The organism is Planobispora rosea, assembly GCF_014648175.1.
Lineage (GTDB): Bacteria > Actinomycetota > Actinomycetes > Streptosporangiales > Streptosporangiaceae > Planobispora > Planobispora rosea.
The window spans coordinates 1-12,787 of sequence record NZ_BMQP01000021.1; the positions used below are offsets into that span (position 1 = coordinate 1).

13 protein-coding genes are annotated in these 12,787 nt (G+C 72.9%); 9 read left to right on the top strand and 4 right to left on the bottom strand.

The window, feature by feature from the left end:
• Positions 1-287: 287 nt before the first annotated feature.
• The 3 genes from IEZ08_RS21010 to IEZ08_RS21020 form a co-directional block, all read right to left on the bottom strand.
• The gene (locus IEZ08_RS21010; protein ID WP_189242752.1) at positions 288-803 is read right to left on the bottom strand and encodes an Rv3235 family protein; all 516 of its coding nucleotides are present in this window, start codon (positions 801-803) and stop codon (positions 288-290) included.
• Between the two features lie 262 nt (positions 804-1,065).
• Complete coding sequence (locus IEZ08_RS21015; protein WP_068921461.1) at positions 1,066-2,403, bottom strand: PTS transporter subunit EIIC; 1,338 nt, start codon at positions 2,401-2,403, stop codon at positions 1,066-1,068.
• A 35-nt stretch (positions 2,404-2,438) separates the two neighbouring features.
• Positions 2,439-3,179 (bottom strand): GntR family transcriptional regulator, encoded by a 741-nt coding sequence (locus IEZ08_RS21020; protein WP_068921462.1) that lies wholly within the window; start codon positions 3,177-3,179, stop codon positions 2,439-2,441.
• A 161-nt stretch (positions 3,180-3,340) separates the two neighbouring features.
• Between IEZ08_RS21020 and IEZ08_RS21025 the strand changes: the two genes are divergently transcribed.
• From IEZ08_RS21025 to IEZ08_RS21065, 9 genes are all read left to right on the top strand, one after another.
• Positions 3,341-4,375, top strand: coding sequence for an SIS domain-containing protein (locus IEZ08_RS21025; RefSeq protein WP_068921463.1), 1,035 nt, complete (start codon positions 3,341-3,343; stop codon positions 4,373-4,375).
• Between the two features lie 127 nt (positions 4,376-4,502).
• Positions 4,503-4,739: a PTS sugar transporter subunit IIB gene (locus IEZ08_RS21030; RefSeq protein WP_068921464.1), complete on the top strand. Its 237-nt coding sequence runs from the start codon at positions 4,503-4,505 to the stop codon at positions 4,737-4,739.
• A 47-nt stretch (positions 4,740-4,786) separates the two neighbouring features.
• The gene (locus IEZ08_RS21035; protein WP_068921465.1) at positions 4,787-5,233 is read left to right on the top strand and encodes a PTS sugar transporter subunit IIA; all 447 of its coding nucleotides are present in this window, start codon (positions 4,787-4,789) and stop codon (positions 5,231-5,233) included.
• Between the two features lie 332 nt (positions 5,234-5,565).
• A complete protein-coding gene (locus IEZ08_RS21040; RefSeq protein WP_068921466.1) occupies positions 5,566-5,823 on the top strand; it encodes an HPr family phosphocarrier protein in 258 nt (85 codons plus the stop codon).
• Positions 5,820-7,502 (top strand): phosphoenolpyruvate--protein phosphotransferase, encoded by a 1,683-nt coding sequence (ptsP, locus tag IEZ08_RS21045; RefSeq protein ID WP_189242753.1) that lies wholly within the window; start codon positions 5,820-5,822, stop codon positions 7,500-7,502. Before IEZ08_RS21040 ends, ptsP begins: the two co-directional genes overlap by 4 nt.
• An 86-nt stretch (positions 7,503-7,588) precedes the next feature.
• The gene (locus tag IEZ08_RS21050; RefSeq protein ID WP_229803362.1) at positions 7,589-8,920 is read left to right on the top strand and encodes a glycoside hydrolase family 3 protein; all 1,332 of its coding nucleotides are present in this window, start codon (positions 7,589-7,591) and stop codon (positions 8,918-8,920) included.
• Positions 8,921-9,095: 175 nt separating this feature from the next.
• Entirely contained in the window at positions 9,096-10,409 is a 1,314-nt protein-coding gene (locus IEZ08_RS21055; RefSeq protein WP_189242754.1) for a sensor histidine kinase, read from the top strand.
• Positions 10,400-11,044, top strand: a complete 645-nt coding sequence (locus IEZ08_RS21060) for a response regulator transcription factor (protein WP_068921470.1) — start codon at positions 10,400-10,402, stop codon at positions 11,042-11,044. Before IEZ08_RS21055 ends, IEZ08_RS21060 begins: the two co-directional genes overlap by 10 nt.
• Before the next feature lie 36 nt (positions 11,045-11,080).
• Entirely contained in the window at positions 11,081-11,539 is a 459-nt protein-coding gene (locus IEZ08_RS21065) for a hypothetical protein (protein ID WP_141703605.1), read from the top strand.
• Between the two features lie 10 nt (positions 11,540-11,549).
• Here the strand turns inward: IEZ08_RS21065 and IEZ08_RS21070 are convergent, their stop codons facing one another.
• A complete protein-coding gene (locus tag IEZ08_RS21070) occupies positions 11,550-12,752 on the bottom strand; it encodes an acyl-CoA dehydrogenase family protein (RefSeq protein WP_189242755.1) in 1,203 nt (400 codons plus the stop codon).
• Positions 12,753-12,787 lie beyond the last annotated feature (35 nt).

Below are 12,787 nucleotides of genomic sequence, written 5' to 3' on the forward strand. Positions count from 1 at the left end.
CATCGATGCCTGGCTCACCGGCAGACCACTCGCCAAGACTCGCATCTCGCCCTTCGCAGCACTCCGCCCCGCTGGATGAGATCCAGCGAGGCGGAATTAACCAACAGCGTCCGCAGGGTGCGGGCCCCCGGCGTTTCACCGGGCTGTGCGGCTTTCACCGGCTGTACGGCTTGCGCCGGGCTGCGCGGCTTTCACCGGCTGTACGGCTTGCGCCGGGCTGCGCGGCTTTCACCGGCTGTACGGCTTGCGCCGGGCTGCGCGGTTCTCACCGGGTCGCCCGGCGGCGGTCAGGGCGTCGTCTCGAAGTCGGTGCACAACCACTGCACACCCGTCCGCTCCAGCCGTAACGCCAGCCCGCGGTATCGCTCGCCGCAGCGCACGAGCACGCACATCTCCACCACCCCGTCCCGGGGCTGGGAGAGATGGAGCCTGCCGGCCATCGGGGGACGGGGGCAGTCGAAGACCTTCCCCGCCCGCAGCAGCTCGGCCTGCACCTGGCTCGTCGTCTGCCGGGAGACGGTGGACGGCGGCCGTCTCCCGGACAGGATCTCGGCGAACGCCTGTCCCAGGGCACGCAGCCGCCGGGCGTCCGGGACGGCCCCGGGCGGTCCCCAGATCAGCGGCCGGGCGTGGGAGCCGTCGGGATCGTCCGGGCCGGGCTCGCGGGATTCGGGATCGTAGGCGAGGGCGAGCGTTCCCTGCACGTACGGGGTGTCCCGGGGCGGGGGCTCGTCGCCCGCGGGCTCGGCCGGGGCGAGGGACACGATCCGGGGGAGCGTCACCGGTCGGGGAGGGTGCGACATGGTGGTTCCGATTCTCGTCGGGGGTCTTACACCCCGTAGGAGTTTCCGGTCCCCCGCGCAGATACGTGCCACGCCAACTTTCTCCGGAACGCTATGGTTTCGCCCTCATAGAGGGGAGAAAGTCCTTCTGAGCTGGAGCGGCGCGCACCGGGGAGGGCCGGGTTGCGGAAACGCCCGTGCTTCCTTACGGGCAACCGGAACGACGGACCGGAGGCCGCGGCCCGCCCCCGCCCGTGGTACGGGTCCCCGGGTCCTCGGCTCCTCAGGCGGGCTTGGCGGGGGCGGACGTCTCGCCGGAGTCCACGTCCGGCTCGGGTTCGCGGCCCGGGGTCATGATGTTCAACCGCCTGATCATGAAGCTGAACACGACGTAGTAGATCACCGCGTAGACCAGGCCCATGGCGATGAGGATCGGGATCCCGCGGGCGTTGGCGGCGGTGCCGTACAGGCCCAGGTCGATGAGGCCGGAGGAGAAGCTGAAGGCGAGCTTGGCACCCAGGGCCGAGGCGAGTGCCAGGGAGATCCCGGTCAGGACGATGTGCACCACGAACAGCACCGGCGCGACGAAGATGAAGGCGAACTCGATCGGCTCGGTGATGCCGGTGAGGAACGCGGTGAACGCGGCCGAGATCATGATGGAGCCGACGGCGGTACGGCGGTGCGCGGGGGCGGCCCGCCAGATGGCGATCGCCGCCGCCGGCAGGCCGAACATCAGGATCGGGTAGAACCCGGCCTCGAAGCCGCCGTAGCCCTGCACCCCGTTGTTGAAGCAGACCAGGTCGCCGGCGAGCTGCTTGCCGGTGGCCGTCACGCACTCGGGGACCTGGGTCCAGATGACGTTGTTGACGATGTGGTGCAGGCCGAGCGGGATCAGGGCGCGGTTGACCATGCCGTAGATGCCGGCGCCCAGGGTGCTGTTCTCGGCGAGCCAGACGCCGAAGGCGCGGACCCAGCCGCCCAGGACCGGCCAGACGAAGCCGAGGACCACTCCGATCACGAGACCGGCGAGGGCGGTGACGATCGGCACCAGCCGCCGGCCGCTGAAGAAGGCCAGCCAGGTCGGGAGCTTGGTGCGGTAGAACCGCTGCCAGAGCAGCGCGGAGACCACACCCATGACGATCCCGCCGAGCACGCGGGTCGGGTTCTGCGCGCCGAGGTTGAGCACCACGGTGGGGGTGCCGGGGTTGGCCGGATCGAAGACCTGGGTGGTGATCGACCCCTTCAGGGTCTCGTCGAACAGGATGAAGAACAGGTTCATGCTGACGGCGTGGAAGACGAGATAGCCGACCAGCGCGGCCAGCGCGGTGGAGCCGTCGGCCTTGCGGGCGAACCCGATCGCCACGCCGATCGCGAACAGCAGCGGCAGGTTGTCGAAGAGCGCGCCGCCCGCGGTGGCGAGCACGTGGGCGACGTCGTCGAGGAAGGCGTTGTCCGTACGGCCCAGCAGGTCGTCCTGGCCGAGCCGGAGCAGCAGGCCGGCGGCGGGCAGCACGGCGATCGGGAGCATGAGGGAGCGGCCCAGTCGCTGCAGCACGCTCATCACGGCGGAGCTCGACGGGGACGGGGCGGGGAGACCCGCCTCCGCTGCGGCGGAACTCATCGGACATCCCTCCAGGAAGTGAGTGCGGGAGGAGGTCAGGTACGGCGCGCAGGCGTCTCCAGGATCGTACGCAGTTGATAGCGGTCGGCGCGGTAGGTCGAGATACCGAGTTCGGCACAGACGCCCCCGGCGAACGAGCGCTGCTGGAGCAGGAGCACGGCCCCGCCGCGCGGCAGCTTCAGCAGATCGGCGTCGTCGGGGTCGGCGATTCCGGCGTCGATGGTGAGCTCGCCCGCGTCGAGCATCAGGCCGTAGTGGGCCTCCAGGAGCTCGTAGAGGGAGCCGCCCGTCAGGTCGTGGTCGCCGAGATCGGGTGCGAGGGCGACGGGGATGTGGGACCGCTCGATGCACATGGGCTCGCCGGCCGCGGTCCGCAGCCGCTCGATGAAGTGCACCTCGTCGCCGGGCTGGATGCCGAGCTCGCGGGCGAGGTGGGCGCTGGCCCGGATCACCCGGCGGTCCAGGTCGCGGGAGCCGGGCTCCATGCCCCGGGAGCGCATCTCGTCGCTGAAGGAGGTCAGCCGGAGCGCCATCTCGATCTTGGGGCGGGCCACGAAGGTGCCCTTGCCCGGGACGCGCTGCAGCCTCCCCTCGGAGACGAGGTGGTCGACCGCCTGCCGTACCGTCATCCGTGACAGCCCGAAACGCTGGCAGAGCTCCCGTTCGGACGGGATCGCGGTGCCTACGGCCAGCTCATGGCTCTCGATGAGGTCGAGCAGGATTTCCCGGAGCTGAAAGTACTTCGGCACGGGGCTGTCCGGATCGATCTGGGCCAACGGGGTCCTCCCCTCTCGATTCCACTGCGTTCGATGGGTTATGGTTTGGACTGGTCTAGTCCGGACTAGACCAGAGGCCGGAAAAGGGTGTCAACGTGCGGACCGGCGGCGGATCGACAACGGCCCGATCTCGTCTGTCCCGATTGAAGGATGAGCGAGATATGACGACCAAGATGCGCAGCGAGATCGCCGAGCAGCCCGCTGCGTTGAACGCCACGCTGGACGCCCTCCTCCCCCGGATCGGGGAGGTGGAGCGGCTCGCGGGGCAGACACGTCAGCTGCTCTTCATCGCGCGTGGCACCTCCGACAACGCCGCAGTCTACGGCCGTTACCTCGTCGAGGCACACACGGGACGCCTGTCCACCCTCGCCGCCCCCTCGATCGCGACCACCTACCGCCGCAGGCTGGACCTCGACGGCGTGCTGGCCGTCGGCCTGTCCCAGTCCGGCCGGACGGAGGAGATCGTCGAGACCCTGACCTGGGCCGGGGAGTGCGGCGCGAAGACCGTCGCGATCACCAACGGCGGGGAGGGGAGCCCGCTGGCCCAGGCCGCCGACCTCGCCCTGTGCACGCTCGCGGGCGAGGAGAAGGCCGTCCCGGCCACCAAGACCTACACCACCCAGCTCGCCGCCCTGGCCGTGCTCGCCCTCGGCCTGGGAGCCGACGCCGACCCCGCCGACCTGCGGCGCGTCCCCGAGGCCGTGGACAAGCTGATCGGCGACCCGGGCGACCTGGACGCGGTCGTCGAGGGCCTGGCCGACAAGCCGGGCGTCGTGGTCTCCGGCCGCGGCCTGGCCTTCTCCACCGCGCTGGAGACCGCGCTCAAGCTCAAGGAGGCCTGCTACCTGCACGCCATGGGCCTGTCCTACGCCGACCTGCTGCACGGCCCGATCGCCGTGGTCGACGAGGACACCCCGGCCATCCTGGTGGCGGCGGGCGAGGGCCCGACCCTGGCCGGCACGGTGGCGCTGGCCGAGCGGGTCGTCGGCGCCGGCGCCGCGGCCTTCACCGTCGGCGGCGGCGCCGCGCTCGCGGGGGCCGGCACGGCCGCGTTGAACGGCCCCGACCTGCCCGAGTGGGTCGCCCCGCTCGGCCTGGTCGTCCCCGGCCAGCTGCTGACCGAGGCTCTCGCCCGCAGGCTGGGGATCGACCCCGACGCGCCGCGCGGCCTCAACAAGGTCACTCAGACGGACTGAGAGGACGTCGTCGTTTAGCCTGGTCAGAAGCTTTCGCGGGGCCTGCGCCGTACCGCGTGACGGGAGGGCGGGGCCCATGACAGGCTCGTGACCCTGAACGTGGGACCGATGACGTCAGGAGGACGACATGGCGGCAGACGCTGACGCGATCATCGCGGGTCTCGGGGGTGCGGAGAACATCATCGAGATCGAACCCTGCATCACCCGGCTCCGGACCGAGGTGCGCGACGTCTCCAAGGTCGACCAGGCGGCCCTCAGGGCGGCCGGCGCCCACGGTGTGATGGCCGCGGGGAACGTCGTCCAGGTGGTCGTGGGACCCGAGGCCGACACGATAGCCAGCGACATCGAGGACATCATCGGCTGAGGCGGTCCCCGCTCGGCCGGGGATCGCCGAGAGCCGGGAGGAGTGTGATGACGACAGTTCTGGCTCCGGTCGCGGGGGCGGCCGTGAGCCTGGAGTCGGTGCCCGATCCGGTGTTCTCCGGGGGGATGGTCGGTCCCGGGGCGGCGATCGACCCGGCGCGGAAGCCCGGCCGGGCGATCTCGCCCATCGCGGGAAAGATCGTCAAATTGCATCCGCACGCCTTCGTCGTGGTGGGGGACGACGGCCGGGGAATCCTCGTCCACCTGGGGATCGACACCGTGCAACTGCGGGGCGAGGGATTCGAGCTGCTGGCGGCCGAGGGGGACCGGGTGCGCGCGGGACAGCCCGTGGTGGCCTGGAACCCGGCCGAGATCGAGGCGGGCGGGCGGTGCCCGGTCTGCCCGGTGGTGGCCCTGGACGCGCCGGAGGGCGCCGTGTCGGGGCTCGCGGAGGGCGCGGTGAGCGCGGGTGACGCGTTGTTCCAGTGGAGATGACCAGAAATAACCCAAATGGCCCGAGACGACCCCTCGGCTGTCCCCGCTGTTGCCGTGGCGGCGCGGAGGTGATCCGGCGACCGCGGGACCACGGCCGGACGGCGGGAGACGAGGGGCCGGTGATCTCGCTCGCCGGGACCGGGGCAGACTGGGTCCGGGCCGTGGCCGCCGGAGTCGAGGCCGGGGCAGCGGGTATGAGTGTCTGGGCACCGTGGCCGCCGCTCCGGCGGCAACCCGGAGGCGGCGGCCCCGGCGGGAATCGATCGGTCCCGTCGACGATCTGACGCGCCGGGCGGTCTAGACCGCCCGGCCGATCCTGATAGGAGGATTCTGTGGCCGAGCGCCAAGTCACCGTCAAGGCCGAGGTCGGCCTGCACGCCCGTCCCGCGGCGACGTTCGTGCAGACCGCGGCCAAGGCGGCCCTGGACGTCACCGTCGCCAAGGTGGGCGGCCGTCCGGTGAACGCCAAGAGCATCCTCGGGGTCCTCTCGCTCGACGTACGGCAGGGCGACACGGTGGTGATCAGCGCGGAGGGGGAGGGCGCCGAGGAGCTCCTCGACCGGCTTGCGGAAATCGCCTCGGCGCCATGAGCCGCCTCGCCGGGGTGGGAGTGAGCCCGGGCGTCGGTTTCGGGACCGGTTACGTCCTCGCCCACGAGATCCCGGTGCCCGCGCCCGGCTCCCGGCACGGCGGCGACGCCGGGACGGAGCGGTCCAGGGCCGAGGACGCCCTGGAGCAGGTCGCCGCCGACCTGGAGGAGCGGGGGGCCCGGGCGGGCGGCGAAGGGCAGCAGGTCCTGAACGCCCAGGCGATGATGGCCCGTGATCCCGGCCTGGCGGAGGAGGTCGCCGAGCTGATCGCCGAGGGCCGGAGCGCCTCCCGGGCGGTTTACGAAGGGTTCGGGCGCTACCGGGAGATACTGGTGGACGCCGGGGGATACCTGGGTGCCCGAGTCGCCGACCTCGACGACGTCAGGGACCGGGTGATCGCGGTCCTGGAGGGCGTGGCCCTGCCCGGCGTGCCGGTCGGGGCCGCGGAGCCGTACGTGCTCGTGGCCCGTGACCTGGCCCCGGCCGACACCGCCCTGCTCTCGCCCGGCGTGGTGGCCGCGTTCGTCACCGAGGAGGGCGGGCCGACCAGCCACACCGCGATCATCGCCCGCACGCTGGGGGTGCCGGCCGTCGTGGCCTGCCCTGGCGCCGCCTCCATCCCCACGGGCACACCGGTGCTCGTCGACGGCACCTCGGGTCTGGTACGGCTCTCGCCGTCCGGCGAGGAGGTGGACATCGCCCGCAAGGCCGCCGCGGCCCGCGCGGTCGTGCTCGCGGCCGGCACCGGCCCCGGGGCGACCGCCGACGGCCACGCCGTGCCGCTGCTGGCCAACATCGGCGGGCCGGGTGAGGTGGACGCCGCGCTGGAGCACGGCGCGGAGGGCGTCGGGCTCTACCGGACCGAGTTCCTCTTCCTCGGCAGGAAGGAGGCGCCGTCCCCGCAGGAGCAGGAGGCGGCCTACCTGGAGGTTCTGCGGGCGTTCCCCGGCGGCCAGGTCGTGGTGCGGACGCTGGACGCCGGGGCGGACAAGCCGCTGGCCTTCCTGCCTCCGGCGGGCGAGGAGCCCAACCCGGCGCTGGGAGAGCGCGGTTCACGACTTTTCCGGATTCATCCGGAGTTGATGACAGGCCAGCTGACCGCCCTGGCACGCGCCGCCTCCCAGGCCTCCGCGCGGGTCCGGGTGATGGCCCCGATGGTGGCCACCGCCGAGGAGGCCGCCCGCTTCGCGGCCGCGTGCCGGGAGGCCGGGCTGCCGTCCGCCGGCGTCATGATCGAGATCCCGTCCGCCGCCCTGCGCGCCTCCGACCTGGCCGCCGAGGTGGCCTTCTTCTCGATCGGCACCAACGATCTGGCCCAGTACGCCTTCGCCGCCGACCGTCAGGTGGGCGCGCTGACCACGCTCCAGGACGCCTGGCAGCCGGCGCTGCTCGACCTGGTCGCCATGGCCGCGGCCGGAGCCGCCCGGCACGGCAGGCCGTGCGGGGTCTGCGGGGAGGCGGCCGCGGACCCGGTCCTCGCCTGCGTCCTGGTCGGTCTGGGGGTCACCTCGTTGTCGATGGCGCCCCCGTCGCTGCCCGCCGTACGGGCCGTGCTCGCCCGTCACACGCAGCAGCAGTGCGTGCTCGCCGGACAGGCCGCGCGGCGGGCCGTCTCCCCGGCCCAGGCCCGCGCCGCCGCCCGCGAGCACCTGCCGGGCCTGACCGACCTGGCCCTGTGAGGCCCGCGGCGGGCCGTCCCGCGACACGCCGGGAAAGGGAGCTTCCGGTCGTCGGCGCGGATAGCGTGGTCGGCATGGTTCGGTGCGTGCGTGCGGCTGGTCTTGTGATGATCGTGGCGATGGCGGCCGGGTGCGCCGGCCAGGGAGCCGCGGAGCCCTCGGGGCCCTCGGGGCCCTCAGCGGGCCGCGCGGGCACGGCGCCCACCGCCACCCCGCCCACCGCGAGCGCCACGGTCACCCCCGCGGACGCCACGGCCACCCCGGCGCCGTCCGGCGTCGAGGCGGTGCTGGCGGAGATGAGCACCGAGGAGAAGGTCGGTCAGCTGTTCATGCCGGTCCTGTACGGCCCGGCGGCCGGCACGACCTCGGGGGAGAACCAGGCGCGCTTCGGCGTGGGCACCCCCGCCAAGATGATCGCGAAGTACCGGCCCGGCGGCGTGATCCTGTTCCCCTGGGCCCAGAACGTCAAGGACGTCCGCCAGGTCGTCGCCCTCACCAACGGCCTGCAGGCGGCCTCCCCGCGGGTCCCGCTGCTCATCGGCGCCGACCAGGAGAACGGGCCGGTCTCCCGGCTCACGCCGCTGGTCACCGAGTTCCCCGCCGCGTCGGTGATCGGCTCCACCGGTGACCCGTCACTGGCCCGCAGGGCCGCCGAGGCGACGGGCGCCGAGCTGCGGGCGCTCGGCGTCAACCTCGACTTCGCCCCCGTCGCGGACGTGAACATCAATCCGCGCAACCCGGTGATCGGCCCGCGCGCCTACGGTTCCGACCCGCGGAAGGTCGCGTCGATGGTCGCCGCGGCGGTGCGCGGTTTCCACGACGCCGGGATCGCCTCCACCGCCAAGCACTTCCCCGGCCACGGGGACACCGGCGTGGACAGTCACACCGGCCTCCCGGTGATCAAGCACTCCCGCTCCCAGTGGGAGCGGCTGGACGCCCCGCCGTTCGCCGCCGCCATCCGCCAGGACGTCGACATGGTCATGAGCGCGCACGTGGTCATGCCCAAGCTCGACCCGTCCGGGGACCCGGCCACGTTGTCCAAGCCGATCCTGACCGGTCTGCTCCGTCAGAAGCTCGGCTTCGAGGGGGTCGTCTCGACCGACGCGCTGGACATGGAGGGCGTCCGCAAGAAGTACGGCGACGGCGAGGTGGCCGTGCGGGCGATCTTGGCGGGGGCGGACCTGCTGCTGATGCCGCCGGACTATCGGAAGGCGCACGCGGCGGTGCTGGCCGCGGTGGAGTCCGGCCGGATCCCCGCCGAGCGGCTCGACGAGTCCGTACGGCGGCTGCTGACGCTGAAGGCCGCCCGGGGGATCCTGGAGCGGGCCCCGGCCGCCGACCCCGCCGAGGCGGAGCGGATCCTGCGCTCGGCTGAGCACCGCGAACTCGCCTCGCTGATCAACCGTAAGGCCCGCTGACCCCGGCGCCTCCCGGGAGCCCCACCCGCCGGGGTCGCGGATTCCGCACCCGCCGGGGCCACGGGCTCCGCGGCGGGTGCGGGCCCGCCGTCTCCGGCGGGGTGGGGGAAGCCTCACCTTTCCCGGTGATACTGCCCCCATGTTCCCGGGTGACCGCGATCTCTACGGTAGGCGTATGACCGTCCCTCCGGCCTCCGCAGAGGCTCCCCGCCGGGACCTCGCCCGAACATCCCAGCAGGGGGGCGGCCCGGTGACCGGCGCCGACCTGACCACCCCGTGGGACCGGATCCGGGCCCACTGGTCGGCGCGGGCCTGGCTGCGCACCTTCCACGTGGTGACCGGCCTGCCGATCGCGCTGCTGGCGGCCTCGGTGCTCCTGGTCCTGACCGCGCTGTCGGCGGTGTTCGTCTGGACCGTGGTGGCCCCGCTGGTGGCGGTCCCCCTGCTCCTGCGGGCCGTGCCGATGTTCACCCGGCTGCAGCGGGCTCGGTTCGCCGCCTTCCTGGAGATCGAGATCCCTCCGCCGCCGCGCCCTCCCGCCGACCGGAACCCGCTGAAGCGGCTGGTGGCCGCGGCGCGGGCGCGGAGCACCTGGCGGCAGTTCGCCTACCACCTGCTCGCCCCGCTGATCAGCGGGGCCGGGTTCGCCGTGGTGGCCGGGGTCTGGGCGGGCGGCCTGGCGGCGGGCACCGCCGCCGTGCGGATCTCGGAGTGGTCGGAGGGCTGGGCCGTCGCCGCGCTCGCCGCCCTGGCGGTGGTCCTGCTCACGGCCGGGCCGTGGGCGGCACGCGTGATGACCGCCCTGGACGTGCTGGCCGCCGAGGCGCTGCTCGCACCCAGCCGGAGCGACGAGCTGGTCCAGCGGGTGGAGACCCTCCAGGAGAGCCGCGCCGAGGTGATCGACGCCGCGGACGCCGAGCGCCGTCGCATCGAGCGCGACCTGCACGACGGCACCCAGCAGCGGCTGGTGTCGCTGGCGATGAAGCTCGGCATGGCCCGCGCCGCCCTCACCGACGTGCCCGAGCCCGCCCGCAGGACGATCGAGCAGGCGCACGAGGAGGCCAAGCAGGCCCTGCGGGAGCTGCGCGACTTCGTGCGGGGGCTGCACCCGGCCGTGCTCAACGACCAGGGCCTGGACGCGGCGCTGTCCGGCCTCGCCGCGCAGGCCCCGTTCCCGGTACGGCTCCGCGTGGACGCACCCGCGCGGACGTCCCCCGCGGTCGAGGCCGTGGCGTTCTTCGTGGTCTCCGAGGCGTTGACCAACATCGCCAAGCACGCCGGCGCGTCCGCGGCCGAGGTCACGGTCGAGGGCCGCGACGGTCTGCTCCGCCTGGCCGTACACGACGACGGCCGGGGCGGTGCGGACCCCGCCCGAGGCACCGGCCTGCGCGGCCTGGCCCAGCGGGTCGGCTCGGTGGACGGGAAGCTGGACATCGACAGCCCGCCGGGCGGCCCGACGACGATCAAGGTGGAGCTGCCGTGCGCGTAGTGCTCGCCGAGGACTCCGTCCTGCTGCGGGAAGGGCTGGTCTGGATGCTCGGCTCCGGGGGCATGGAGGTCGCCGCGGCGGTGGCCGATGCCGAGGGGCTGCTGCGCGCCGTGGACGAGCACGTGCCCGACCTCGTCGTCACCGACGTCCGGATGCCGCCCTCGCACACCGACGAGGGACTGCGCGCGGCGCTCGTGCTGCGCCGCCGCCATCCGGGACTGCCGATCGTCGTGCTCTCCCAGTACGTCGAGGAGCGTTACGCCACCCAGCTGCTGTCCACCGAGACCAGCGGCATCGGCTACCTGCTGAAGGACCGGGTGGCCGATGTCGCGGAGTTCATGGACGCCCTGCGCCGGGTGGCCGGCGGGGGCACGGCCCTGGACCCGGAGGTGGTCGCCCAGCTCCTGATCCGCAGGCACAGCGACCCGCTCGACCTGCTGACGCCCCGGGAGCACGAGGTGCTGGCGCTGATCGCGGAGGGCCGCTCCAACAGCGGCATCGCCGAGGCGCTGACGGTCTCGGAGGGTGCGGTCGGCAAGCACATCAACAACATCTTCACCAAGCTCGGCCTGTCCGGCGCCGACGACAAGGACCACCGCCGGGTGCTGGCCGTACTGCGTTTCCTGAAGGTCTGACGGCTCCGAGAGATTCGGGAGAGGAGGGGGATCGTCATGCGAAGGGGCGTGCGGACCGCCTGGATAACGGTGGGCGGGGTGCTGACCGCGTTCACCGTCCTGATGCCGTCCGTGGCGGCGTGGCAGGACATCAGACGGCCCGGAAGCTTCCGCGACGCCGCGCTCACCTTCTCCAACGGCTCCGAGACCTCCCGGCGGGTCTATCGGTTCTCCGCTCCGGTGCTCGTCGTGCAGGTCCCCAGGGAGGCGAGCGTGCGGGTCGTGCCCGGCCCGGGGGGACGGTTCTCGGTGGAGCGGAAGATCACCTGGTCCGGGGAGCGGCCCGACGTGTTCGAGGCGTGGGACGGCGTGACGCTGATCGACGAGGTGTCCTGCCGCGGGTTCGGCCCTTCGCGCGGGGACGACTGCAGGGCGGAGTACGTCCTGGGGGTGCCTCCCGGCACCCGGATCGAGGGGATCCCGCCCGGGGCCCGGCCCGGCCCGAGCCCCGAGTGAACCCCGGTCCTCAGGACAGGTACGGCTTGAGCTCCCGGCGGGCGACGGTGCGGATGTGGACCTCGTCGGGACCGTCGAAGATGCGCATCGCGCGGGCCTGGGCGTACATCATCGCGAGCGGGACGTCGTCGCTGACCCCCATCCCGCCGTGGACCTGGATGGCCCGGTCGATGACCTGGCAGGCCATGCGGGGGGCGACGACCTTGATGGCGGAGATCTCGGAGGCGGCGGCCTGCGCGCCCACGGTGTCGATCATCCAGGCCGCCTTCAGGGTGAGCAGCCGGGCCTGCTCGATGGCCAGGCGGGACTCGGCGATCTGCTGCTGGACGACCCCCTGCTGGGCGAGGGTCTGACCGAAGGCGACGCGGCTGACCGCGCGGGCGCACATCAGCTCCAGCGCGCGCTCGGCCATGCCGATGGCCCGCATGCAGTGGTGGATGCGGCCGGGGCCGAGGCGGGCCTGGGCGATCCTGAACCCGTCCCCCTCCGCGCCGACCAGGTTCTCGGCGGGCACCCGGACGTCGGTGAAGACGATCTCGGAGTGGCCGTGCTGCTCCTGGTAGCCGAAGAGCGGCAGGTGGCGGACGATCTCGACGCCGGGGGTGTCCATCGGGACCAGGACCATCGACTGCTGGCGGTGGGCGGGGCCGTCCGGGTCGGTCTTGCCCATCACGATCATGATCTGGCAGCGCGGGTCGGCCGCCCCGGTGATGAACCACTTCCGGCCGTTGACCACGTATTCGGCGCCGTCGAGCCTGATCGAGGTGGTGATGTTGGTGGCGTCGCTGGAGGCCACCGCGGGTTCGGTCATCGCGAACGCCGAGCGGATCTCGCCGGCGAGCAGGGGACGCAGCCAGCGCTCCCGCTGTCCGGGCGTGCCGAACATGTGCAGGACCTCCATGTTCCCGGTGTCGGGAGCGGCGCAGTTCAGCGCCTCGGGAGCGAGGTCGGGGGAGCGGCCGGTGACCTCGGCCAGGGTCGCGTAGTCGAGGACGGACAGCCCCGACTCGGCAGGCAGGAACAGGTTCCACAGACCGCGGGAGCGGGCCTCGACCTTGAGGTCCTCCACCACCGGGGGCAACCGGTGGTCGTCGTGCCCCCGGGCGGCCCGCCACTCGTGGTAGACCGGCTCCGCCGGATAGACGTGGGAGGCCATGAAATCGGTCAGGTTGGCGAGGTATTCCTCTGCCTTCGGGCTGAGCGCGAAGTCCATACCGGTCAGTTTGGCATCACCCTTTTTCCGGCTTC